We start from the raw sequence: 23,809 nt of genomic DNA, 5'->3' as shown, positions 1-23,809 counted from the left end.
CCCACTTGCCCCGCGACCAGGCCCTCAGGCCCTGGCCAACTCGGGCAGGTCCCCGGACAACCCCAGGGCCTGACGCACGAATACCGCCTTGGCCTCCGGCATCTGCTCCACCAGCTTCAAGCCGCTGTTGCGCAACCAGCGCAACGGCAGCGGATTGGCCTGGAACAACCGCTCGAAGCCTTCCATCGCCGCCATCAAGGCCAGGTTGTGCGGCATGCGCCGGCGCTCGAAACGGCTCAGCACCTTCACATCCGCCAGGCGCTCGCCACGCTCGCAGGCTCGCACCAGCTCCTCGGCCAGCACCGCGGCGTCCAGAAAGCCCAGGTTGACCCCCTGCCCCGCCAGCGGATGGATGGTATGCGCCGCGTCGCCGATCAGCGCCAGCCCTTCCTGCACGTAGCGCTTGGCATGTCGCTGGCGCAGCGGCACGCACAGGCGTGGATCCGCCTCCAGCACCTCGCCCAGGCGCCCCTCGAAGGCACGCTCCAGGGCCTGGCAGAACGCCGCGTCGTCCATCGCCATGGCCTGCTCGGCCTGCTCCGGCGTGGTCGACCAGACGATCGAGCACCAATCCTGGCGCCCCTCGCGCGCCAACGGCAGGAACGCCAGCGGGCCTTCGTCGGTGAAGCGCTGCCAGGCCGTGGCCCGATGCGCCTCGCTGCAGCGCACGCTGGTGACGATGGCGTGGTGCAGGTAATCCCATTCACGGGTCTCGCAGCCCGCCAGCCGGCGCACCGCCGAGTTGGCGCCGTCGGCGGCGATCACCAGCGGCGCGCGCAACTTGCGGCCGTCGGCCAGGGTCAGCAGCCACTCATCACCGGAACGGCGCAGCTGTTCCAGCCGAGCATTGGCCAACAGGCCGACATCGCTGTCATGCAAACGCTCCAGCAGGCCATCCTGGACCACCCGGTTCTCGACGATATGGCCCAGCACCTGGGCGTGCACGCTGGCCGCCGAGAAATGGATCTCGCCAGTGCCGCTGCCATCCCAGACGCGCATGTCCGTATAGGGCGACACGCGGCGCCGGGCGATGCCGTCCCAGGCGCCCAGGCGCTCGAGGATGCGCTGGCTGGCCGCCGACAGGGCGCTGACCCGCGGTTCGAACGGCGCCTCGTCATCGAAGGGTTTGACCGACAGCGGGCCGCCATCGAGCAGCAACACGTCCAGGCCGCTGTGGCGCAGGGCCAGGGCCAGGGCGCTGCCGACCATACCGGCACCGACAATCAACAGATCTGCGCGCATTTCCATGCCTTACGCCTGCCTCGCTTGCGGCTTGAGCCGCACATATAGGGTCTTGTCGACCCGCGCCACCAGCTCGCCGGCGTCATCGCGGATCTCCACCTGCAACCGGGGCAGGTACTTCTTGCCGTTGGCGGTCTGCTGGCGGATCTCGTCCAGCAGCGCGTCATCGACGTGGAATTCGGCATGCACCGGGCCCTTGCCCGGCGAGATGAAATCGATGCTGGCGGCCTTGTCCCAGACGACGTAGTCGCGCCCCAACTGCTCGATCAGCAGCAACATGTAGAAGGGATCGACCATCGAATACAGGCTGCCACCGAACTGGGTGCCGACGTAGTTGCGATTCCACCGGGTCAGTTTCATCCGCACCTTGACGCTGCGCATGTCCGGACTGATTTCCTGGATACGGATGCCCGCGCCCAGGTAGGGCGGGTAGAGGTTCAGCAGCCAGCGCAGCATGCGCGCTCGCCGGGCCAGCCGGCGCGCGTCGCTCATGCCTGCCCTCGCGGGTCTGGCCGGGTGCCCAGGCCCATGGCCTGGCGGGCGAACCAGCTTCTTGCCGGTGGCAGCAGGTCCAGGCCGAGCAGGCCGATGTTGCGTCCGGCCGTCATTAGCGGCTGGTTGCTGCCGAACAGCCGGGTGACCTGGTCGGAGAAGCCGATGGTCAGGGCCTGGTCGAGGCGCTGGCGCTGCTGGTAACCCTGCAGCGTGGCCAGATCACCCGGCTGCTGCGGCCCGGCCAGCAGCGCGTCGGCCAGCGACTGCACGTCGCGCAGCGACAGGTTGAAACCCTGGCCGGCGATCGGGTGCAGGCTATGGGCGGCGTTGCCGAGCACCACCAGGTGCGGGCGCACCTGCTCTTCGGCCTCGACCAGCGCCAGCGGATAGAGATGGCGGGCGCCCACCTGGCGCAACGCGCCAAGGCGGTAGCCAAAGGCATCCTGCAGCTCGCGCAGGAAGCTGCGCTCGTCGAGCTCGGCCAGGCGCCTGGCGTCCATGCCCTGGCGGGTCCAGACCAGCGCGCAGCGGTTGTCCGGCAACGGCAGCAAGGCCATCGGCCCCTGCTCGGTGAAACGTTCGAAGGCCTGGCCACCGTGGGCCTCGCCTGGGGTGATATTGGCGATCAGCGCGCTCTGGTCATAGGGCGTGCGGCGCACATGGATACCCAGTTGCTCGCGCAGGCCGGAGCGGCCACCGTCGGCCAGCACCGCCAGGTCGCATTCGAGCGAGGTGTCGTCGTCCAGTTGCAGGCGATAGCCGCCAGCGATGGCCTGCAGCGCCTGCACCTCGGCCGGGCAGCGCCAGCTGACCACCTCGCCGTCGATGGCCTGCCACAGGCATTGGCCGAGCCAGGCGTTCTCCACCACGTAGCCGAGCGCCGGCACCCCCTCTTCCAGGGCATCCAGGCGGGTGGCGCCGAAGCGGCCACGGTCGGACACCTGGATCTGCCGGATCGGCTCGGCGCGGCGGCTGATGGTCTGCCACAGCCCCAGTTGTTCGTAGATCTGCCGGGTGCCGTACGAAAGCGCCGAGGAACGCGCGTCATAGCTGGGCTGGAAGCTGTCGCCCGGGGCGAACGGCTCGATCAGCAGAATCTTCCAGCCACGGGCCTTGGCTCCGGCCTGCAAGGCCAGCGCCAGGCTGGCACCGACCAGGCCGCCGCCGATGATTGCCAGGTTCACACGGCTCATGCGGCGTCCTTGCGGGCGTCGCGCATCAGCGCCTCGATCTCGGCGACGGTCTTGGGTACGCCTGAAGTGAGAATTTCACAGCCTTTGCGGGTGACCACCACGTCGTCCTCGATCCTTACGCCGATACCGCGCCACTTCTTGGCGACGCTCTGGTTGTCGGCGGCAATGTAGATGCCCGGTTCGACGGTCAGCGCCATGCCCGGTTCGAGCACGCGCCACTCACCGCCGACCTTGTATTCGCCCACATCGTGCACATCCATGCCCAGCCAGTGCCCGGCGCGGTGCATGTAGAAGGCGCGATAGGCCTCGCTGTCGATCAGCGCCTGGACTTCGCCCTTGAGCAGCCCCAGCGCCACCAGGCCCTCGGTGATCACCCGCACGGTGGCCTCGTGGGCATGGTTCCAGTGCTTGCCCGGGGCGATCTCGGCGAACGCGGCCTCCTGGGCTGCGAGCACCAGCTCGTAGATGGCCTTCTGCTCCGCCGAGAAGCGTCCGCTGACCGGGAAGGTGCGGGTGATGTCGCTGGCGTAGCAGTCGATCTCGCAACCGGCGTCGATCAGCACCAGGTCGCCGTCCTTGAGCGGCGCGTCGTTCTCCTGGTAATGCAGGATGCAGCCATTGCGCCCGGCGGCGACGATCGAACCGTAGGCCGGCATCTTCGCCCCGCCCTTGCGGAATTCGTAGTCCAGCTCGGCCTCCAGGCTGTACTCGTGCAACCCGGCGCGGCAGGCCTGCATGGCGCGCACGTGGGCGCGGGCGGAGATCGCCGCGGCCTCGCGCATCACCTTCACTTCCGCCGCCGATTTATACAGGCGCATATCGTGCAGCAGGTGATCCAAAGCAACGAACTCGTTCGGTGGCTGGGCACCGAGGCGGGCCTTGGAGCGGATCACGTTGATCCAGTCCATCAGCCGGCGATCGAACTCAGGGTTGCTGCCCATGGCGCTGTAGACCCGCTCGCGGCCTTCGATCAGGCCCGGCAGGATCTCGTCGATGTCGCCGATGGGGAACGCGTCGTCGGCGCCGAAGTCACGGATCGCCCCTTCCTGGCCGGCACGCAGGCCTTCCCACTGCTCACGCTCGGGATTGCGCTCGCGGCAGAACAACACGTACTCGCCGTGCTCGCGCCCCGGGATCAGGGCGATCACCGCCTCGGGCTCGGGAAAGCCGCTCAGGTACTGGAAATCGCTGTCCTGGCGATAGACATGCTCGACGTCGCGGTTGCGGATGGCGACCGCGGCCGCCGGCAGGATGGCGATGCTGTTGGGGACCATCTGCGCCATCAGCGCCTTGCGCCGACGGGTGTACTCCGCCTTGGGTATGTGGCTCATGGGCAAACGACCCCGTTCGGATCAGTGCAGCGAGGGCTTGGGCGCGGGCGCTTCTGGCTTGGCCAGCTCCGTGTACAGCAGCAGCGGGGCCACGCGCAGGTACTCCATGACCTCCATGTAGTCGCTTTCGCCGTCTTCGGATTCTTCCAGGGCTTCCTGGACCTGCGAGATGGCCACCAGGTCCTGAAGCACCTCCTTGGCGTCAGTGGACAGGTCCTTGCCACCGGCGTTCAAGCCGAAGCCGCTGATGAAGCCCTGGCACCACTGGCCCAGCGCGGCAGCGCGGTCGGCCAGCGCGGCGTCATCGGTAGGCAGCAGCAGGACGATGGCGACGTCCTCGCCGGTGAGCTCGGCCTTGACCATCTCTTGCAGGCCGACCAGCGCCTTGCGAACGGTGTCGCCCGGCTCGGTCTCGAGCAGCTGGGCCGCGTCGGCCAGCCAGGCGTCGGCGTCGAAGCCGGCGCCGGCGCAACTGCGACCGATCAGCAGGCCGTGCAGCTCGGCGGGAGAGACAGGATGACCGTTGCTCGAGAGCAACGCGGCGAATGCGGTGTAGGGCGATTGGGTATTGGGCATGGGCTGCTAGGCGCCAGACGGCGCAATGACTAGAATGGAGGCCTTGTATCCTAGCACCGGCAGGCGCGCCAAGACCATCGGCACTGGCCGTCTCGCCCTTGGGGCAGGCATGATCGCCAGGTGAGTCAAGGAATCGAGTGCAACCCATGCAAGAGAACGACCTGCAAGCGCTGATGAGCCGGTTCGAGCTGCTGATCGAACGGGTCGAGCAACTAAAACGGCAAAACGCACTCTTAGTAGCTCAGGAAAAATCCTGGCGCGAGGAGCGCGCCCACCTCATCGAAAAGAACGAGATCGCCAAACGCAAGATCGAATCGATGATCCTGCGCCTCAAGGCCCTGGAGCAAGACTCATGAGTTCAAGCAATAGCGTCACCGTCCAGATCCTCGACAAGGAATACTCGATCATCTGCCCGCCCGAGGAACGCAACAACCTGGTCGGTGCCGCCCGCTACCTGGACGGCAAGATGCGCGAGATCCGCAGCAGCGGCAAGGTGATCGGCGCCGACCGCATCGCCGTGATGGCCGCGCTGAACATCACCCACGAACTGCTGCATCGCCAGGACCAGCCGCAAGCTTCCGGTGCCGGCACCACCCGCGAACAGGTGCGCGACCTGCTGGACCGGGTCGACCAGGCACTGTCCGACGATCCGGTTAGCAAAAAAGACTGAGATTGGTATACTGGCGCCACTCCCTGGGGGATGCGCCAGTCGGTTATGTCCCTGAGCCGATACGCACAACCACGGGGGTTGCACGCTGGGGCCGGTGTGCATGTCCGCCCGACGGAAAGCCTTAACGCCCCCTGCAATCTCCACCTTGAACTTTCGGGTTCAAGGGCTACACCGATAGCGGTCTTGTCGGGGAGCCTGCCTTCAGAACGGCCCGCCTCATACGGCGGGCTTTTCGTTTTCCCTGGGATCGCCCGTGCCATGACCGACACCGCGCCGCTCACCCGCCCCCAGCTTCGCCGCCTCCTGCGCAACGCCCGTCGCGCACTCACACCCGCCCAGCAACGCCAGGCAGCCATAGGCCTTTATCGCCAGTTGGCGCAGGACCCGCTGTTCCGCCGCGCCCGACATATCGCCCTGTACCTGCCCAATGACGGTGAAATCGACCCCCGCCTGCTGCTGCGCGAGGCGCACAAGCGTGGCAAGCGGGTCTACCTGCCGGTGCTGCACGCCTGGCCCCGCACGCGCATGGTGTTCCAGCGTTTCGAACAAGGCGAGAAGCTGCGTCCCAACCGCTTCCGCATTCCGGAGCCGGTGATCGAGCGCAAGCGGCAACGGCCGATCTGGTCGCTGGACCTGATCCTGCTGCCGCTGGTCGGATTCGATGAGGTGGGCGGGCGCCTGGGCATGGGGGGCGGCTTCTATGACCGCAGCCTGGCCTATCAGGCCCGGCGCAAGGCCTGGAAAAAACCACTGCTGCTGGGGCTGGCCCATGAGTGCCAGAAGGTCGAGCGACTCAACCAGTCAAGCTGGGATGTACCGTTGCAGGGCACGGTCTCCGACCGTGGCTGGTACCTGGCGCCGAAGTGAACCGGCCCGGGAAAGGGGATCAGCGGTGCTGTTGTTGTGCCGGATCGGCCGGCATCTGCTGGTAGGCGGCGTCCAGCTTGCGCTCCCAGAAACCCTGGGCGTAACCGGTGGTGACCACGCCCAGGCCGAAGATGAAGGCGAGGATCCAGAGCAGGTCCGGTTTACGTTGTTTCATCGAAGATTGCCCCCCTAGGCAAACTGTCCATGCTCGGCGGCTTTCTGGGTGGCTGCCGGAGCGTCTAGCTTTAAAATCGGCGCATTTTCCGACAACGTGAGGCGACACGCAAACCTTGGCGCCAACCGACTGTCGGTTTCATGCAACGATTTATTTCAAACTCTTTCAGGAGCAGCATCCATGGCCTACTGGCTGATGAAATCCGAGCCCGACGAGCTCTCCATCGAAGCCTTGGCGCGCCTGGGCACCGCCCGCTGGGACGGGGTGCGCAACTACCAGGCGCGCAATTTCCTGCGGGCCATGGGCGAGGGAGACGAGTTCTTCTTCTACCACTCCAGCTGCCCGCAACCGGGCATCGCCGGTATTGCTCGCATCACCACCGCCGCCTATCCGGATCCGACCGCCCTGGACCCGACCAGCCACTACCACGACGCCAAGGCCAGCGCCGAAAAGAACCCGTGGAGCGCGGTGGATGTGGAACATGTGCGAACTTTCGGCCAGGTGCTCGGCCTGGGCCTGCTCAAGCAGCAGGCGGCGCTGGAGGAACTGCCGCTGGTACAGAAGGGCAGCCGCCTTTCGGTGATGCCGGTCACCGCCGAGCAGTGGACTGCCATCCTCGCGCTGGCCAAGCGCGCGTAGCGCCGCGCGGGGTCATCACTGCACGATCAGGTTGTTGAACAGCAGGTCCTCGACGATCGGCTTGCCTTCTTCGGCCTCCATCACCTGCTGCACCTGCTTCAAGGCGTCCTGACGGAGCTTTTCCTTGGCCTCGACGTTGCTCATGTTGTCCACGCCCTGCTGGGTGAACAGCGCCACCAGCTGGTTGCGGATCAGCGGCTCGTGGTGCTTGACCGCGGTGGCGGCGGCATCGCCGGTCACCCGCAGGGCGACGTCGGCCTTGTACACGCGCAGCCTGGGCCCGCCGTCGAGGGCATAGTTGCCGACGAAGGGCGGCGAGAGGGTGATGTAGGCGACCTTGGGCTCGCCTTCCTTTTCCTCGGCCATCGCCGTCACTGGCAGCATCAGGGCCAGCGCCATCAGGATCCACGCTTTCACGAACTCACTCCTCAATACGGTGGGCGCCAGCTTACCCAGCGCGCCAGGCAAACCCAAGCCCGGGCTTATGCCGGCTCATCAGGGCCGACCATGCTCGTTGACCCTCAGGGTGGCCCTCCTACACTTATCGGCCACCACTCGCAAAGGAATAGCCCTGATGAAAGCCTTGTTGTGCAAAGCCTTGGGCCCGGCACGGGACCTGGTCCTGGAAGAGGTCGCCGCGCCTGTGCCGAAGAAGAACGAGATCCTGCTCGACGTGCGTGCCGCCGGGGTCAACTTCCCCGACACCCTGATCATCGAGGGCAAGTACCAGTTCCAACCGCCGCTGCCGTTTTCGCCGGGCGGCGAGGCCGCCGGCGTGGTGGCCGCGGTCGGCGAGAAAGCCGGGGCATTCAAGGTCGGCGACCGGGTCATGGCCCTGACCGGCTGGGGCGCCTTCGCCGAGCAGGTGGCGGTGCCGTTCTACAACGTCCTGCCGATCCCGGCGGGCATGGACTTCACCACCGCCGCAGCCTTCGGCATGACCTACGGCACCTCGATGCATGCGCTCACCCAGCGCGGCCAGCTCAAGGCCGGTGAGACCCTGCTGGTGCTCGGTGCCTCCGGTGGCGTGGGCCTGGCGGCGGTGGAGATCGGCAAGGCCCTGGGCGCGCGGGTGATCGCGGCGGCCAGCAGCGCCGAGAAGCTGGCCATCGCCAAGGCTGCCGGCGCCGACGATCTGATCGACTACAGCCAGGCCAGCCTCAAGGATGAGATCAAGCGCCTGACCGGCGGCCAGGGTGTGGACGTGATCTACGACCCGGTCGGTGGCGCGCTGTTCGACCAGGCCGTGCGTGGGCTGGCCTGGAACGGACGGTTGCTGGTGGTAGGATTCGCCAGCGGCACGATCCCGCAGCTGCCGGTGAACCTGGTGCTGCTCAAGGGCGCGGCGGTGCTCGGGGTGTTCTGGGGCGCCTTCGCCCAGCGCCAGCCGCAGGACAACGCCGCCAACTTCAGCCAGCTGTTTGCCTGGCATGCCGAGGGCAAGCTGAAGCCGCTGGTGTCACAGACCTATGCACTGGCCGAAGGTGGTGCGGCGATCGAGCGCCTGGCGCAACGACAGGCGGTGGGCAAGCTGGTGGTGACGGTCCGCTAGCGGATCGTCCACGAGGCAGGTGCCACGTACCGCGGCGCCTGCTTCGCGGCTGCAGCCGCTGCCACAGCCCCCCAGCAACGCTTCTATTCATATTCCTAAACGGTAGTTCATAAACTTTTTCTAAACGAATAGGGTATATAGACCGGACCACCGGACCAGCAAACGTCGGTCGCCATCGAGGCGACGTCTTCAACTTTGTGAGGTAAGGAATGGTCAGGATCACAATCACCCCAGTGGCCAACGCCAGGGCATTGAGTGCAGCCAAGGAGCGGTACTGATGTCCAGCCAGCCAACCCCCCAATTCCACAGCGACGTCGACAGCTCGCCGCTCCTGCTGCCAGCCAAGGTGCTGCGCTCCGACACAGAGGCCCTGCAGGCCGCCCGCGAGCTGGCCGAGGTAGCCCGCCAGCAGGCTGCAAAACGCGACCAGCAGCGCAAGCTGCCCTGGGCCGAGATCGAGCAGTTCACCCGCAGCGGCCTGGGCAGCATCAGCGTGCCCAAGGCCTACGGCGGCCCCGAAGTGTCCTTCGCGACCATCGCCGAAGTGTTCCGCCTGATCAGCGCCGCCGACCCGGCACTGGGGCAGATCCCGCAGAACCAGTTCGGCATCCTGCAGCTGGTACGCCTGACCGCCAGCGATGCACAGAAGGAAGCGATATTCCGCGCCGTGCTCGACGGCTGGCGCATCGGCAACGCCGGCCCCGAGCGCGGCACCAAGGACACCCTGACGCTCAAGGCGCGCATCAGTCGCGACGGCGACGGCTATCGCATCAGCGGCGAGAAGTTCTATTCCACCGGCGCCCTGTTCGCCCACTGGGTGGCGGTCAAGGCCCTGGACGACGAAGGCCGCCAGCGCCTGGCGTTCGTGCGTCGGGGCAGCCCGGGGCTGCGCATCGTCGATGACTGGTCCGGCTTCGGCCAGCGCACCACCGCCAGCGGCACCGTGCTGCTCGACCAGGTGTCGGTAGAGGCCGACCTGGTCGTCGACAACTGGCGTCACCGCGAGCTGCCCAGCATCCAGGGTGCGGCCTCGCAGCTGATCCAGGCGGCCATCGATGCCGGTATCGCCGAAGCGGCCATCGACGACGCGATCAGCTTTGTCCGGGAAAAATCCCGGCCATGGATCGAAGCCAAGGTCGAGCGCAACAGCGACGACCCTTACGTGATCGCCGACATCGGCCGCCTGAAGCTCGACCTGCACGCCGCCGAGGCGCTGCTGCGCAAGGCTGCCAGGGTGCTCGACGAGGTCAACGCAGCGCCCGTCGACGATGCCGCTGCCGCGCGTGCCTCGATCGCCGTGGCCGAAGCCAAGGTGCTCACCACCGAAATCTCGCTGCTGGCCAGCGAGAAGCTGTTCGAGCTGGCCGGCAGCCGCGCCAGCCTGGCGGAGTTCAACCTCGACCGGCACTGGCGCAACGCCCGGGTGCACACCCTGCACGATCCGGTGCGCTGGAAGTACCACGCCGTCGGCGCCTACCACCTCAACGGCACCCTGCCCGCCCGCCATTCCTGGATCTGATAACGGCCCATCACGGGGCAGGCCCGCTTCCACGCCCCCGTGGGAGCGGGCCTGCCCCATGATGGGGCCTGGAGAGCACAATGACTGCATCCCTCATCAACTCCGACGCCCAGGCCCTGGCCGTCGCTGACGAACTCGCCCGGCAGCTGCGCCATGACAGCGCCGCGCGCGACCGCGAACGCCGCCTGCCCCACGCCGAGCTCGAACACTTCGTGCAGACCGGCCTGTGGGGCATCAGCGTGCCCAAGGCCTACGGCGGCGCCGGTGTGTCCAGCGCCACCCTGGCCAAGGTCGTCGCCCGTATCGCCCAGGCCGACGCCTCGATCGGGCAGATCCCGCAAAACCACTTCTACGCCCTGGAAGTGCTGCGGGTGAACGGCACACCAGAGCAACAGCGACGCCTGTACGCCGAAGTCCTCGCCGGCCGCCGATTCGGCAACGCCCTGGCCGAGCTCGGCACCAAGAACGCCCACGAACGCACCACCCGCCTGACCCGTGATGGCGAGCATTTCCGTATCGATGGCCGCAAGTTCTACTGCACCGGCGCAATCTACGCCCAGCGCATCCCGACCCTGGTGATCGACGAGCAGGGCGAGTCGCACCTGGCCTTCGTGCCCGCCGACAGCCAGGGCATCGAAGTGATCGACGACTGGAGCGGCTTCGGCCAACGCACCACCGGCAGCGGTTCGGTGGTGTTCGACAATGTGTTCGTCCGCGCCGAGGATGTGGTGCCGTTCCAGAGCGCCTTCGAGCGTCCGACCACGGTCGGCCCGCTGGCGCAAATCCTCCACGCCGCCATCGACACCGGTATCGCCCGCGCCGCCTTCGAGGACGCCCTGCACTTCGTGCGCACCCGCAGCCGCCCTTGGGTAGACGCCGGCGTCGACAAGGCCAGCGACGACCCGCTGACCCTGAAGAGCTTCGGCCACCTGGCGATCCGCCTACACGCCGCCGAGGCCCTGCTGGAGCGCGCCGGGGAAATCCTCGACAGCGCCCAGGCGGACAGCAACGCCGAGACCCTCGCCGCCGCCTCGATCGCCGTGGCCGAGGCCCGGGCGATCAGCACCGAGATCTCCCTGGCCGCCGGCACCACGCTGTTCGAGCTGGCCGGCAGCCAGGCCACCCTGGCCGAGCACAACCTCGACCGCCACTGGCGCAACGCCCGGGTGCACACCCTGCACGATCCGGTGCGCTGGAAGTACCACGCCATCGGCAACTACTACCTCAACGACGAGAAGCCGCCACGCCGGGGGACCATCTGATGGCCCGCGAGATCCTGCTCAACGCCTTCAACATGAACTGCATCGGGCATATCAACCACGGCCTGTGGACCCATCCACGGGACACCTCGACCCAGTACAAGACCCTGGAATACTGGACCGACCTCGCCCGCCTGCTCGAGCGCGGGTTGTTCGACGGGCTGTTCATCGCCGACATCGTCGGCACCTACGACGTCTACGGCCAGTCGCTGGAAGTGCCGCTCAAAGAGGCCATCCAGCTGCCGGTCAACGATCCGCTGCTGCTGGTCTCGGCCATGGCCGCGGTGACCCGACACCTGGGCTTCGGCCTTACCGCCAACCTCACCTACGAGGCGCCCTACCTGTTCGCCCGGCGCCTCTCCACCCTCGACCACCTGAGCAATGGCCGGGTCGGCTGGAACATCGTCACCGGCTACCTCGACAGCGCCGCCCGGGCCATGGGCCTGGAGCAGCAGCCCGAGCACGACCGCCGCTACGACCAGGCCGACGAATACCTGCAGGTGCTGTACAAGCTGCTCGAAGGCAGCTGGGACGACGACGCCGTGGTCGCCGACCGTGAACGTCGCATCTATGCCAATCCGAGCAAGGTGCGCAAGGTCGAGCACCACGGCGAGTTCTACAAGGTCGAGGGCTATCACCTGTGCGAACCCTCGCCCCAGCGCACCCCGGTGCTGTTCCAGGCCGGCAGCTCGGCGCGCGGGCTGGCCTTCGCCGGCAATCATGCCGAGTGCGTGTTCATCAGCGGCCAGGACAAGGCCGCGACCCGCGCCCAGGTCGACAAGGTGCGCGCCGCGGCACAGGCGGCCGGACGCGATGCGCAGGCGGTCAAGGTATTCATGGGCATCACGGTGATCGTCGCCGCGAGCGAAACCGAAGCCCGGGCCAAGCACGCCGAATACCTGCGCCATGCCAGCCCGGAGGCCGGCGTGGCGCACTTCGCCAGCTCTACGGGCATCGACTTCTCGCGGTACGGGCTGGACGAGCCGATCGGCTTCGCCCAAGGCAACGCGATCCAGTCCGCCACCCGCCAGCTGCAGGACAACGCCTGGACCCGCCGCCGTCTGCTCGAACAGCATGCCCTGGGCGGCCGCTACGTGGTCCTGGTCGGCGACCCGGAGCAGGTCGCCGAGCAACTGATCGCCTGGATCGACGAAACCGGCCTGGACGGTTTCAACCTGACCCGCACCGTCACCCCGGAAAGCTTCGAGGACTTCATCGACCTGGTGGTCCCTGCCCTGCAACGCCGTGGCCGCTACAAGACCGCCTACGCCGAGGGCAGCCTGCGCCAGAAACTGTTCGCCAGCGCCGACGCCCACCTGCCCGCCGACCACCCCGGCGCGACCTACCGCCACAACCCTGTCCCTGCCCCGACTGGAGCCCTGCACCATGCTTGAGAAACTGTTCCGGCCCGTCGCGGCCATCGCCCTGGGCCTCGGCCTGTCCACCGCCGCCTTCGCCGCCGAACCGCTGAAGATCGGCACCACGGCCGCTTTCGCCATCCCGCTGGAGGCGGCGGTGGAAGAGGCGCACAAACAAGGCCTGGAAGTGAAGCTGATCGAGTTCAGCGACTGGATCGCGCCGAATGTCAGCCTCAACAGCGGCGACATCGACGTGAACTATTTCCAGCACATCCCCTTCCTGGAAAACGCCAAGGCCGCCGCCGGCTTCGACCTGGTGCCGTACGCGCCGGGGATCATCAACAACGTCGGGCTGTACTCGAAGAAATACAAGAGCTTCGCCGAGCTGCCCGAAGGTGCTAGCGTGGCCATCGCCAACGACCCGATCAACAGCGGCCGAGGCCTGCAGCTGCTGGCCAAGGCCGGGCTGATCACCCTCAAGCCGGGGGTCGGCTACAAGGCCACCGAAGACGACATCGTCGCCAACCCGAAGCACATCAGGATCCTGCAGGTCGAAGCGGTGCAGCTGGTGCGTGCGTACGACGACGCCGACCTGGTCCAGGGCTATCCAGCCTACATCCGCCTGGCCAACAGCTTCGACGCCACCTCGGCGTTGCTGTTCGACGGCCTGGAGAACAAGGAGTACGTGATCCAGTTCGTCATCCGCCCGCAGGAGAAGAACGATCCGCGCCTGGCCAAGTTCGTCGACATCTACCAGCACTCGCCGGTGGTGCGCGCCGCCCTGGACAAGGCCCACGGCAAGCTCTACCAGGCCGGTTGGGAAGGCTGACATGAGCCAGGCCAGCGCCCTCAGGGCGCCCGCTGCAGCCGTCGAGCCCTTCAAGGCCGAGGAAACGCCCCTGCGCCCCGAGGTCAATCGGGCGCATATCCGCTTCATCGGCCTGGGCAAGACCTATCCGGGCCAGCCCCTGCCAGCACTGCAGGGCATCGACCTGAACATCCGCCGTGGCGAGATCTTCGGCATCATCGGCCGCAGCGGCGCCGGCAAATCGTCGCTGCTGCGCACCATCAATCGCCTGGAGCAGCCAACCCAGGGCCGTGTGCTGATCGACCAGGTGGATATCGCGCCGTTCGACGAGGGCCACCTGGTGGCCCTGCGCCGGCGCATCGGCATGATCTTCCAGCACTTCAACCTGATGTCGGCCAAGACCGTGTGGCAGAACGTCGAGCTGCCGCTCAAGGTGGCCGGCGTGGCCAAGGCCGAGCGCCAGCGCAAGGTGCGCGAGCTGCTGGAGCTGGTCGGCCTGGCGGAGAAACATCACGTGTACCCGGCGCAACTGTCCGGGGGCCAGAAGCAGCGCGTCGGCATCGCCCGGGCGCTGGTGCACGACCCCGAGATCCTGCTGTGCGACGAAGCCACCTCGGCACTCGACCCGGAAACCACCGCCTCGATCCTCGAACTGCTGCGCGACATCAACCAGCGCCTGGGGCTGACCGTGGTGCTGATCACCCACGAGATGGCGGTGATCCGCGACATCTGCCACCGCGTGGTGGTGCTCGAGCGTGGCGAGATCGCCGAACAGGGCGAAGTCTGGCAGGTGTTCGGCACCCCGCGCCATGAGGTCACCCGCACCTTGCTCGCGCCTTTGCAGACCAAGCTGCCGGCAGCCTTGCAGGCCAGCCTGCGGCCCCAGCCGGTCAGCCGCGACGCGGCCGTGGTACTCAAGCTCGACCTGGTCGGCGAACCAGAGTTGAGCGCGCTGTTCGCCGACCTCGGTGGCCATGTGCGCCTGCTCCAGGGCGGCGTCGAAACCATCGGCGAACAGGCCCTCGGGCAACTGATCCTGTCCGTGCGCGGCTCGTCGCTGGACGCTCGTCAACTGCTGGAACGCGCCCGCCGCTGGGCCGCGCAGGTGGAGGTGCTGGGCCATGTGGATTGATCGCCTGCTGCAAGGCTTGCTCGACACCCTGCTGATGGTCGGCGTGTCGTCGCTGGTCGCGTTGATCGTCGGGGTGCCGATGGCGGTACTGCTGGTGACCAGCGACAAGGGCGGGATCTACGAGGCTCCCGCGCTGAACCGCGTGCTGGGAGCCATCGTCAACCTGTTCCGCTCGATCCCGTTCCTGATCCTGATGGTCGCGCTGATCCCGTTCACCCGCCTGGTGGTCGGCACCACCTATGGGGTCTGGGCCGCCGTGGTGCCGTTGACCATCGCCGCCACGCCGTTCTTCGCGCGCATCGCCGAGGTCAGCCTGCGCGAAGTCGACCATGGCCTGATCGAAGCGGCGCAGGCCATGGGCTGCAGGCGTTGGCACATCGTCTGGCATGTGTTGCTGCCAGAGGCGCTGCCCGGCATCGTCGGCGGGTTCACCATCACCCTGGTGACGCTGATCAACTCGTCGGCCATGGCCGGGGCGATCGGCGCCGGAGGGTTGGGGGACATTGCCTATCGCTATGGCTATCAGCGTTTCGACAGCCAGATCATGCTGACCGTGATCGTGATGCTGGTGGCGTTGGTGGCAGTGATCCAGCTGGGCGGGGACCGTCTGGCCAAAGGTTTGAACAAGCGTTGAAGTATTACTGGTGTAGGAGCGGCCTTGTGTCGCGAAAGGGCCGCAAGGCGGCCCCGGCGATCTTTGCATCAACGCTGAAATCCTGGGGCCGCTTCGCAGCCCTTTCGCGACACAAGGCCGCTCCTACAACGGTATGCACAAGGCTCAGCCCCAGTGCAGCTCCGTCGCCGGCACCGGTCGCCCGAACCAGTACCCCTGCCCCAGCTGGCATTGCTGCTCCAGCAGGAACCGCGCCTGCTCGGCCTGCTCGATGCCCTCGGCGTGCACCTGCATGCCCATGCTGCGTGCCAGGGCGATGATCACCCGCACGATGGCGATGTCGTCTTCGTCATGGGGCAGCCCGGCGACAAAGCCCTGGTCGATCTTCAGCTTCTGCACCGGCAGCCGCTTGAGCCGCAGCAGCGACGAGTAACCCGTGCCGAAATCGTCGATGGCCAGGTTCAGCCCGAGCTCACGCAGGCGGTGCAATTGCTCCAGCGCCACCTCCGGGTCCTCCATCACCGCGCTCTCGGTGACCTCCAGCTCCAGCAGGGCCGGGTCCAGGCCGGTGTCGACCAGCACGTCGGCCACCTGGCGATAAAGATCGCGCTGGCCGAACAGCCGGCTGGAGATGTTCACCGCGACGAACGCCAGGCGGCGGCCTTCGGTCTGCCACTGCACCATCTGACGACAGGCCTGCCCCAGGACCCAGGCGTCGATCTCGGCGATCAGCCCGGTGCGTTCGGCAATCGGGATGAACTCCTGCGGCGAAACCAGGCCGCGCAGAGGGTGCTGCCAGCGCACCAGCGCCTCGACACCGATCATCCTCGAGGTGAACAGGTCGTGCACCGGCTGGAAGAACACCCGCAGCTCCTGCTGTTCCAGCGCGCGACGCAACTCACCGGCCGTCTCCACCCGGTGCTGGGCGTGGGCGGTCAGCTCCTCGGTGTACAACGCGTAGCAGGCGCGGCCGCTGCTCTTGGCCTTGAACAGCGCCGAGTCGGCGTTGCGCAGCAACTGCTCGGCGCCCAGGGCATCGCTGGGGAACAGGCTGATGCCGATGCTGGCACTGGTGAACAGGCGGTTGCCTTCGCAGCAGAACGGCTCCCTCAGGCGCTCGATGATGGTCTGCGCCAGCTTGCCGGCCTGGCCGACCTGCTGGCAGTTCTCGGCCAGCACGGCGAACTCGTCACCGCCCAGGCGGGCCAGGGTCACGCCGTTGCCCAGCACTTCGCGCAGGCGCTCGCCGACCAGCTTGAGCAACTGGTCGCCGATGGTATGGCCCAGGCCATCGTTGATGCTCTGGAAATGGTCGAGGTCGAGCAGCAGCAACGCGCAGCCGCGCTTGTTGGCCTGCGCCGCGGCCAGCGCCTGCTCGATTCGGTCGTTGAACAGCAGGCGGTTGGGCAGGCCGGTCAACGGGTCGTGATGGGCGAGGTAGGCCAGTTCTTCTTCGCTGTGCTTGATCGCGCTGATGTCGCTGAACACCGCCACGTAATGGCTGAGCTCGCCGCTGTCGTCGCGGATGGCGCAGATGGTCTGCCACTGCGGGTAGATTTCACCACTCTTGCGGCGGTTCCAGATTTCGCCGCTCCACTCGCCCTTCTCCGCCAGCGCGGCATAGATCTGCTGGTAGAACGGCGCGCCATGGCGGCCGGACTTGAACTTGCTCGGACGCTGGCCGATGACCTCTTCCTGCTGGTAACCGGTGATGCGCATGAACGCTCGGTTGACGTGGACGATCAGGCCGTTGCGATCGGTCACCAGCACGCCTTCCAGCGTGCTGTCGAACACCGCCGCGGCCATGCGCAGGCGTTCGCGATCCTCGCTGCGCAGGCGCGCGCCGACGCCGATGAAGTTGAGCAGGCGGGCACGAGACACGAAGATCAGCAACGCGCTGACCAGCACCCAGACCACCACGTTGATCTGCCGGCCCACGGTCAGCGCCAGCGGGTCCTCGGACATGCTGTGCAGTACCAGCTCGGACAGCGCCAGCCAGAGCAACGAAAGCACCAGGTAGAGCCCCGCCATGCGCAAGGCGTCGCGAACGGAAACAGACATGTCGGGTGGATGAGCCCATGGGAAATGAGTGGGCATTATAAGGGCTGAAACATGCCGTGACTTCCTATCAAAAAGGGCGACTGGTTTTATTTCCCCGCCAAGGGATAATGCGAGCGCTGTTCCCCCTGAGTTTTCGAGGGTCTTTCCCGTTATGTGGTATTACGGTTTGCTCGACTTGTCGGCCTGGCAACTGGTCGCCGTCACCCTGCTGATGACCCATGTCACCATCGTCAGCGTCACCATCTACCTGCACCGCTACTCGGCTCACCGTGCCCTGGAGCTGAACGCGGGCCTCAAGCATTTCTTCCGTTTCTGGCTGTGGCTGACCACGGCGCAGAACACTCGCGAGTGGACCGCCGTCCACCGCAAGCACCACGCCAAGTGCGAAACCCCCGACGACCCGCACAGCCCGGTGCACAAGGGCCTGGGCACGGTGCTGCGCAAAGGCGCCGAACTGTACCGCGAAGAGGCGCGCAACGAGGAAACGCTGCGCATCTATGGCAAGAACTGCCCGGACGACTGGATCGAGCGCAACGTCTATTCACGCTTCAAGCTCGGCGGCATCGTCTTGATGGCCGTGATCGACCTGCTGCTGTTCGGCACCATCGGCATCACCATCTGGGCGGTGCAGATGATATGGATTCCATTCTGGGCCGCCGGCGTGGTCAACGGCCTGGGCCACGCGGTGGGTTACCGCAATTTCGAATGCCGCGATGCCGCCACCAACCTGGTGCCCTGGGGCATCATCATCGGCGGCGAGGAGCTGCACAACAATCACCATACCTACCCCAACTCGGCGAAGCTCTCGGTGCGTCGCTGGGAGTTCGACATGGGTTGGATGTGGATCCGCCTGCTGAGCCTGTTGCGCCTGGCCAAGGTGCAGCGCGTGGCGCCCATTGCCCACCGGGTCGAGGGCAAGGCATCGCTGGACATGGACACCGCCATGGCCATCCTCAACAACCGCTTCCAGATCATGGCCCAGTACCGCAAGCTGGTGATCGCGCCACTGGTGAAGCAGGAGCTGGACAAGGTCGACGCTTCGGTGCGCCACCGCTTCCGCCGGGCCAAACGCCTGCTCTCGCGGGAGACCAGCCTGCTGCAGGATCGCCACCACCTGCGGATCGAGTCGATGCTGGCCCACAGCCAGGCACTCAAGACCATCTACGAAAAGCGCCTGGCCTTGCAGCAGATCTGGGCCCGTACCAGCGCCAACGGCCATGACATGCTCGCCGCCATGAAGGAATGGGTACACGAGGCCGAGGCCAGTGGCATCCATTCGCTGCGCGACTTCGCCGCGCAACTCAAGACCTACTCGCTGCGCCCCGCCAACGCCTGACCGCCGTTGATCGGCATGCCCCGCAACGGGGCATGCCGACCGGAACTTCCCCCTCCGTTCCCGACTCAAACTCGGCACATCGCCCGCGTGGCGGGCCGCGTCGTGGCCGCCCGCCCAACGTCGAGAACCGTTCCGTGCTCATGGCCAAAGACCTTCCCCCCACGCTCACCGGCACTCCCCGCCCCGAGGCTGCCCAGACGTTGCTTGCCCTGCTCCACGCCCAGGGCGAGGTGGCCCGCCTGAGCGAACGCGAGCAGCTGTACAGTTCACTGCTCGACAGCGTCAATGCCGTGCTCTGGGCCTTCGACTGGGAAACCCGCCAAGTGCTCTATGTCAGCCCCGCCTACGAGCGCATCTTCGGTCGCCCGGCCAGCCTGGTGCTGGCCGACTACAACGAATGGCGCGACGCCATCTACCCGGACGATCTGGAGTACGCCGAGCGCAGCCTGGCCCAGGTGCTGGTCAAAGGCACCGTCGAAGACCGCGAATACCGCATCCTCAACGGCGCCGGCGAGGTGCGCTGGCTCAGCGACAAGTGCTACATCAACCAGCAGCGTGAGGGTGACCAGCGGGTGATCATCGTCGGTATCGCCGAGGACATCACCGAAAAGAAGCAGCTCGAAGGCGAGCTGCAACGCCTGGCCACCACCGATGTGCTCACCCAGAGCAGCAATCGCCGGCACTTTTTCGAATGTGCCCAGCAGGCCTTCGACAGCGCCCGCGAGGACGGCACGCCGATGGCCTTCCTGCTGCTGGACATCGACGACTTCAAGCACATCAACGACACCTACGGTCACCAGGAAGGCGACCAGGTACTGCAGCGCATCGCCGACAGCGGCAAGGCCGTGCTACGGCGTGGCGACCAGTTTGGACGGATCGGTGGCGAAGAGTTCGCCGCGGTGTTCCCGGGTTGCACCGCACAGGTAGCGGAGCAAATCGCCGAGCGCTTGCAGCGGGAGATCCAGCGGTTGAGTTTCAGTCATGGCGAGCAAACTTACGGAGTCACCGTGAGTCAAGGGCTGACTGGGTTACTGGATGAGGACGAAACGCTGGACAGCCTGTTCGCCCGGGCGGACGCGGCCATGTACCGCGCCAAGCGCCAGGGCAAGAACCAGATCGTGAAAGGCTGACCGAACTATCGCAAGTAACTGGCTCGACTCACTTCGCGGCTGCTGCGCACCACTCGTAGTCGATCGGGCCGCTACGTGGCCCTGCCAGTATCCCTTCAGGTTCTTTTTCCCGACCCTCCTTGAAGCCAACTTCGAGAAAGTGCCGCTGCTGATCGGTGATTTCACCCGCCAGGGCGATAGCCTGGGCTGTGTAGCGCTCGATCAATGCAGCCCTTCTGGAATCTTTCGAATAGCTCATGGGCACCTCTGATATCGGGAAAGTACTTTGCAGGCTCATTGCCGCAACAGGTATCACGAGACTTCCAGCTCTATCGCGGGCGAAGCCAAGCGACTGGTACAGGGGTTCGGCACCCGGGTCTGGCTGCTGAACCTCGATTCGCGAGCACTTGAGCATCCTTGCATACTCCGCGACCGCCAACAGCGAGAGCGACGCCACCAGCCCCCTCAACGGGTTCGCCGGGCCTGGCTTGCCCTCCAGCAGGATAATCTTGATACAACGCCTGCTGTTCCGGGGACTGGCATAGCAGAGTCCACAGAGCTCTCGCGCAGACCACAACGACAGGTCGAAACCTTTACGATCACATTCCATCCATCGTGGCACCTCTTCCCAAGGGAAATGGTGAGTCTGCTCGCCCCATAGCTGAAAAGCTTCGACTGCCCTGTGGCCTATGGGCTCGAAACACACCGTGTCGACGTCAAGCCCAGGCCTGGGCACACATTGACTGACGCAGAATGCTGCTTGAGTGAGCTTTCGCGCTTGAGATCGATAGACCTGATAGCGCAGAACACGGAGTCTGTAAGTGCTCATCCTCAGCCGCAACCTTCCTGCCATTCCGTTGGTGGAGTGGCTGGAAAACTACCCCTGAAGGGTTTCCGTGGATACGAACAGTCGTCCGCATTACCTGTAGGAACGATCCCAAGCCTGATAACCCCGACGATCCTCCGATCAGGCCTGACGTTCGTCGTCCTCTGCTGGCTCGGCATCAGCAACCGGCGCAGTGATCGGGGCAACCTCCAGCTCGCGCTCGGCCGCTCGACGCTCGGCCTCCTCCCGCGCAACCGCCTCAGGGTCCACCTTGCGCAGTCGCGACAACTCCCCCAGCCCAAGCTTGAGCAAGCGCGCGGTCTTGCTGCCGGCGACTTTCTCCAGGCCCTCGCTGGACTGCAGGGTGGCCAGCTGGCCGGCCAGGTTCATGGCCAGAATCTCGCGGGAATAGACACCACCGCCCAACTGATACACCGCCGCGATCAACTCGCGCAGGTTCAGCGGCAGGCGCCAGCGGGTACGCAGCGCCGAACCGAACGGCGCGCCGAACTCGTTGAGCGACAGCTGTACCTGGTCTTCGTCCAGCTCGCCACCGGCCAGACGCCACTCCTGCAGGGTCCTCAGCACCGCCAGGTCGCCCAGGCAGTGCAGCAGCCCGGCGCAATAGCAGCGCCCTTCATCCACCTCGAGCATGCGCGCTAGGGTGCGGGCGTACTCGGCGGTGTGCAGGGAAAGGTTCCAGTAATGCGCGGCATGGCGCGCCAGCAGCGGATCGCTCAAGCGGGCGCTGCGCTTGAGCGTCAGGCCGAGGATGAGGTTCATGCTCTGGGTGCTGCCCAGCTTGTTCAGCGCCTGGAGCAAAGTCTGCACAGGGGCCTCGCGGTGCAGGGCGGCACTGTTGGCGGCGGCGATGAGCACGCCGGTGATCTGTGGGTCGTTGCGCACCTCCTCCTCGAGCACCTTGAGGTTGAGGCCATGGGGGTTCAGGGCACGCTTGACCGCTACCTTGACGTCGGCGAACAGCGGGCCACCATCGGCCGTGGCCCGGCGCTGCTCGAGGTAGGCCGGCAGACGGACCCCGGGTTGCAATGGCGGCACCGGGCAGGCGATCTGCTCTCCTACCTCGAGCAGCAGGTTTTCCAGGCGCCTGCGCAGGCTCTCGAGATCGAGGGGCTTGCTCAGGTAGGCGGTGGGTTGCAACGGCAAGGCTTCACGCACGCTGGCGCTGTCGGTGCGGTTGCTCATGAGGATGAATGGCAGGCCAGGTCTGTCGCCCTTGGCGCGGACCTTGCGCAGCAGGTCCAGGCCATCGAGGCCGGACAGTTCACGGGCGGCAATGATCAGGTCGGGCTTGGTCGACAGGGCGCTCAACGCCTCGGTGCCGTCGGCACAGACCTGCAGGCGGGCGTCGCAACGCACGCTGAGCAACATTTCGCTGAGCATGTCACGCACCCAGGGGTCGCCTTCGGCGATCAGTACGCAAGGGGGTACGGGGTTGGCAGTGCTCATGAGCGAGTCTCCAGATATGACGCGCGATCCTTCGCAGCTTCCACGGAATCCTCGTACAACCTTAGCGCCAAGGTCCTACAAAGGGCACAAAAAAACCCGCCGAGGCGGGTTTTTTCTGTAACGCGTCACATCAGGCGAGTTCGGCGAAGCACTCTTCGATGATCGCCAGGCCCTTGTCCAGCAGTGCATCTTCGGCGGTCAGCGGCACCAGGATCCGCAGGACGTTGCCGTAGGTGCCACAGGACAGCAGGATCAGACCCTTGTCGCGCGCCTTGGCCACGACCTGGGCAACGGCGGCGGCGTTCGGGGTGTGGGTGCCTTTCTCGAAGACTTCCACCGCGATCATCGAACCCAGACCACGGACGTCGCCGATGATCGGGTGCTTCTGCTGGATTTCACGCAGGCCGGCAGTCAGGCGCTCGCCGACAGCCTTGCTGCGGTCCAGCAGTTTCTCTTCCTCGAACACCTGGATGACGGCCAGGGCCGCGGCGCAGGCGATCGGCGAACCGGCGTAGGTGCCGCCCAGGCCGCCCGGGGCGATGGCGTCCATGTACTCGGCCTTGCCGCACACACCGGCCAGCGGGAAGCCGCCGGCGATGGACTTGGCGAAGGTGGTCAGGTCAGGCGCGACGCCCATCTGCTCCATGGCGAAGAAGGTGCCGGTACGGCCAGCGCCGGTCTGCACTTCGTCGGCGATCAGCAGGATGCCGTGCTGGTCGCACAGGGCGCGCAGGCGCTTCATCAGCTCTTTCGGCGCGGGCAGGAAGCCGCCTTCGCCTTGTACCGGCTCGAGGATGATCGCGGCGATGTCGCGCGGCTCGGCGTCGTTCTTGAAGATGCGCTCGACCGAGGCGATGGCGTCATCGACGCTGATACCGTGCAGCTCGCTCGGGAACAGGGCGCGGAAGATGCCGCCTGGCATCAGGCCCATGCCAGCGGAGTACGGCACGACCTTGCCGGTCAGGCCCAGGGTCATCATGGTGCGGCCGTGGTAGCCGCCGGTGAAGGCGATCACGCCGGCGCGGCCGGTGGCGGCACGGGCGATCTTCACGGCGTTTTCGACGGCTTCGGAGCCGGTGGTGACCAGCAGGGTCTTCTTGTCGAAGTCACCTGGGACCAGCTTGTTGATCTTCTCGCACAGCTCTACGTAGGGCTCGTAGGCCAGCACCTGGAAGCAGGTGTGGCTGACCTTGGTCAGCTGCTCTTGCACGGCGGCGACCACTTTCGGGTGCAGGTGGCCGGTGTTCAGTACGGCGATGCCGCCGGCGAAGTCGATCAGTTCGCGGCCTTCGACGTCGATCACGGTCGAGTTCTTCGCGGTGTCGACGAAGATCGGGTGGATCTGACCGACGCCACGTGGGACGGCGGCTACACGGCGTTGCATCAGGGATTCGTTGGTCTTGCTCATGGTGCCCTCATTCGCGCCGACGCTGACGGCGCTCTTATTCGGGGGTGGCTGGATGTGCTCACGCGCAGTATTCGTTGATCGACTGTCGCGAACGCCCTGGCCACCAGGTACAACGGTGTCAAAAAGACCAGCGAGGCGTCGCTCTCGCGCCCCGCTGGCAGAGGTAAAGC

The 23,809-nt window shown here is 66.2% G+C and carries 24 protein-coding genes and 1 other RNA gene; 14 read left to right on the top strand and 11 right to left on the bottom strand.

Features of this window, described 5'->3' with window-relative positions:
* Window positions 1-24: 24 nt before the first annotated feature.
* Genes N7422_RS12545 through N7422_RS12525 form a run of 5 tightly spaced genes read right to left on the bottom strand, consistent with a single transcriptional unit; the run spans window position 25 to window position 4,837 of the window.
* Window positions 25-1,242: a 2-octaprenyl-3-methyl-6-methoxy-1,4-benzoquinol hydroxylase gene (locus N7422_RS12545; RefSeq protein ID WP_279806939.1), complete on the bottom strand. Its 1,218-nt coding sequence runs from the start codon at window positions 1,240-1,242 to the stop codon at window positions 25-27.
* A gap of 9 nt (window positions 1,243-1,251) precedes the next feature.
* A complete protein-coding gene (locus N7422_RS12540; RefSeq protein ID WP_279806835.1) occupies window positions 1,252-1,734 on the bottom strand; it encodes a DUF4442 domain-containing protein in 483 nt (160 codons plus the stop codon).
* A complete protein-coding gene (gene ubiH, locus N7422_RS12535; protein WP_279806834.1) occupies window positions 1,731-2,930 on the bottom strand; it encodes a 2-octaprenyl-6-methoxyphenyl hydroxylase in 1,200 nt (399 codons plus the stop codon). The genes N7422_RS12540 and ubiH overlap by 4 nt, the downstream gene beginning before the upstream one ends.
* Window positions 2,927-4,261, bottom strand: a complete 1,335-nt coding sequence (pepP, locus tag N7422_RS12530; protein ID WP_279806833.1) for a Xaa-Pro aminopeptidase — start codon at window positions 4,259-4,261, stop codon at window positions 2,927-2,929. Before pepP ends, ubiH begins: the two co-directional genes overlap by 4 nt.
* Window positions 4,262-4,282: 21 nt before the next feature.
* A complete protein-coding gene (locus tag N7422_RS12525; RefSeq protein ID WP_279806832.1) occupies window positions 4,283-4,837 on the bottom strand; it encodes a YecA family protein in 555 nt (184 codons plus the stop codon).
* 146 nt (window positions 4,838-4,983) lie between these two features.
* On the opposite strand from N7422_RS12525, the gene N7422_RS12520 reads away from it, so the two are divergent.
* The 4 genes from N7422_RS12520 (at window position 4,984) to N7422_RS12505 (ending at window position 6,374) form a co-directional block, all read left to right on the top strand.
* Window positions 4,984-5,193 (top strand): TIGR02449 family protein, encoded by a 210-nt coding sequence (locus N7422_RS12520; protein WP_217841242.1) that lies wholly within the window; start codon window positions 4,984-4,986, stop codon window positions 5,191-5,193.
* Window positions 5,190-5,507: a cell division protein ZapA gene (locus N7422_RS12515; RefSeq protein ID WP_279806831.1), complete on the top strand. Its 318-nt coding sequence runs from the start codon at window positions 5,190-5,192 to the stop codon at window positions 5,505-5,507. Before N7422_RS12520 ends, N7422_RS12515 begins: the two co-directional genes overlap by 4 nt.
* 17 nt (window positions 5,508-5,524) lie before the next feature.
* A non-coding RNA gene (gene ssrS / locus N7422_RS12510) (6S RNA) lies at window positions 5,525-5,704 on the top strand.
* 61 nt (window positions 5,705-5,765) lie between these two features.
* A complete protein-coding gene (locus N7422_RS12505; protein ID WP_279806830.1) occupies window positions 5,766-6,374 on the top strand; it encodes a 5-formyltetrahydrofolate cyclo-ligase in 609 nt (202 codons plus the stop codon).
* A 19-nt stretch (window positions 6,375-6,393) separates the two neighbouring features.
* Here the strand turns inward: N7422_RS12505 and N7422_RS12500 are convergent, their stop codons facing one another.
* Window positions 6,394-6,549, bottom strand: a complete 156-nt coding sequence (locus N7422_RS12500) for a hypothetical protein (protein ID WP_279806829.1) — start codon at window positions 6,547-6,549, stop codon at window positions 6,394-6,396.
* A gap of 180 nt (window positions 6,550-6,729) precedes the next feature.
* Between N7422_RS12500 and N7422_RS12495 the strand changes: the two genes are divergently transcribed.
* Window positions 6,730-7,188 (top strand): EVE domain-containing protein, encoded by a 459-nt coding sequence (locus N7422_RS12495; RefSeq protein WP_279806828.1) that lies wholly within the window; start codon window positions 6,730-6,732, stop codon window positions 7,186-7,188.
* A gap of 15 nt (window positions 7,189-7,203) precedes the next feature.
* Here N7422_RS12495 and N7422_RS12490 read toward each other — a convergent pair whose 3' ends face one another.
* Complete coding sequence (locus N7422_RS12490; protein ID WP_279806827.1) at window positions 7,204-7,605, bottom strand: flagellar basal body-associated protein FliL; 402 nt, start codon at window positions 7,603-7,605, stop codon at window positions 7,204-7,206.
* Between the two features lie 157 nt (window positions 7,606-7,762).
* Here N7422_RS12490 and N7422_RS12485 point away from each other — a divergent pair, with 157 nt between their 5' ends.
* The 7 genes from N7422_RS12485 (at window position 7,763) to N7422_RS12455 (ending at window position 15,450) form a co-directional block, all read left to right on the top strand.
* Complete coding sequence (locus N7422_RS12485; protein ID WP_279806826.1) at window positions 7,763-8,740, top strand: NADPH:quinone oxidoreductase family protein; 978 nt, start codon at window positions 7,763-7,765, stop codon at window positions 8,738-8,740.
* A 277-nt stretch (window positions 8,741-9,017) separates the two neighbouring features.
* Window positions 9,018-10,259 (top strand): SfnB family sulfur acquisition oxidoreductase, encoded by a 1,242-nt coding sequence (locus tag N7422_RS12480; protein WP_279806825.1) that lies wholly within the window; start codon window positions 9,018-9,020, stop codon window positions 10,257-10,259.
* 80 nt (window positions 10,260-10,339) lie between these two features.
* Complete coding sequence (locus N7422_RS12475) at window positions 10,340-11,521, top strand: SfnB family sulfur acquisition oxidoreductase (protein ID WP_279806824.1); 1,182 nt, start codon at window positions 10,340-10,342, stop codon at window positions 11,519-11,521.
* A complete protein-coding gene (locus tag N7422_RS12470; protein WP_279806823.1) occupies window positions 11,521-12,912 on the top strand; it encodes an LLM class flavin-dependent oxidoreductase in 1,392 nt (463 codons plus the stop codon). Before N7422_RS12475 ends, N7422_RS12470 begins: the two co-directional genes overlap by 1 nt.
* Window positions 12,905-13,705, top strand: a complete 801-nt coding sequence (locus tag N7422_RS12465; protein WP_279806822.1) for a MetQ/NlpA family ABC transporter substrate-binding protein — start codon at window positions 12,905-12,907, stop codon at window positions 13,703-13,705. The genes N7422_RS12470 and N7422_RS12465 overlap by 8 nt, the downstream gene beginning before the upstream one ends.
* Window position 13,706: 1 nt before the next feature.
* Window positions 13,707-14,816, top strand: coding sequence for an ATP-binding cassette domain-containing protein (locus tag N7422_RS12460; RefSeq protein WP_279806821.1), 1,110 nt, complete (start codon window positions 13,707-13,709; stop codon window positions 14,814-14,816).
* Window positions 14,806-15,450 carry an ABC transporter permease gene (locus N7422_RS12455; RefSeq protein WP_279806820.1) on the top strand — a complete coding sequence of 215 codons (645 nt, stop codon included), beginning with the start codon at window positions 14,806-14,808 and terminating at the stop codon, window positions 15,448-15,450. The genes N7422_RS12460 and N7422_RS12455 overlap by 11 nt, the downstream gene beginning before the upstream one ends.
* Before the next feature lie 144 nt (window positions 15,451-15,594).
* On the opposite strand, the gene dibA is transcribed toward N7422_RS12455, so the two are convergent.
* The gene (dibA, locus tag N7422_RS12450) at window positions 15,595-17,490 is read right to left on the bottom strand and encodes a phosphodiesterase DibA (protein ID WP_279806819.1); all 1,896 of its coding nucleotides are present in this window, start codon (window positions 17,488-17,490) and stop codon (window positions 15,595-15,597) included.
* Window positions 17,491-17,641: 151 nt separating this feature from the next.
* Between dibA and desA the strand changes: the two genes are divergently transcribed.
* Window positions 17,642-18,826, top strand: coding sequence for a delta-9 fatty acid desaturase DesA (gene desA, locus N7422_RS12445; RefSeq protein ID WP_279806818.1), 1,185 nt, complete (start codon window positions 17,642-17,644; stop codon window positions 18,824-18,826).
* 140 nt (window positions 18,827-18,966) lie between these two features.
* Window positions 18,967-19,956, top strand: a complete 990-nt coding sequence (locus tag N7422_RS12440; RefSeq protein ID WP_279806817.1) for a sensor domain-containing diguanylate cyclase — start codon at window positions 18,967-18,969, stop codon at window positions 19,954-19,956.
* A gap of 28 nt (window positions 19,957-19,984) precedes the next feature.
* Here N7422_RS12440 and N7422_RS12435 read toward each other — a convergent pair whose 3' ends face one another.
* The 3 genes from N7422_RS12435 to gabT all read right to left on the bottom strand — a co-directional run bounded on the left by N7422_RS12435 (window position 19,985) and on the right by gabT (window position 23,639).
* A complete protein-coding gene (locus N7422_RS12435; RefSeq protein WP_279806816.1) occupies window positions 19,985-20,545 on the bottom strand; it encodes a hypothetical protein in 561 nt (186 codons plus the stop codon).
* A gap of 357 nt (window positions 20,546-20,902) precedes the next feature.
* Complete coding sequence (locus N7422_RS12430; RefSeq protein ID WP_279806815.1) at window positions 20,903-22,231, bottom strand: response regulator; 1,329 nt, start codon at window positions 22,229-22,231, stop codon at window positions 20,903-20,905.
* A gap of 130 nt (window positions 22,232-22,361) precedes the next feature.
* Entirely contained in the window at window positions 22,362-23,639 is a 1,278-nt protein-coding gene (gene gabT, locus N7422_RS12425) for a 4-aminobutyrate--2-oxoglutarate transaminase (RefSeq protein WP_279806814.1), read from the bottom strand.
* Window positions 23,640-23,809 lie beyond the last annotated feature (170 nt).

This window comes from Pseudomonas sp. GD04091, from assembly GCF_029836165.1.
Classification (GTDB): domain Bacteria; phylum Pseudomonadota; class Gammaproteobacteria; order Pseudomonadales; family Pseudomonadaceae; genus Aquipseudomonas.
Note: the sequence above shows the minus strand (reverse complement) of the source record. Positions and strands in the feature narration are given on the sequence as shown.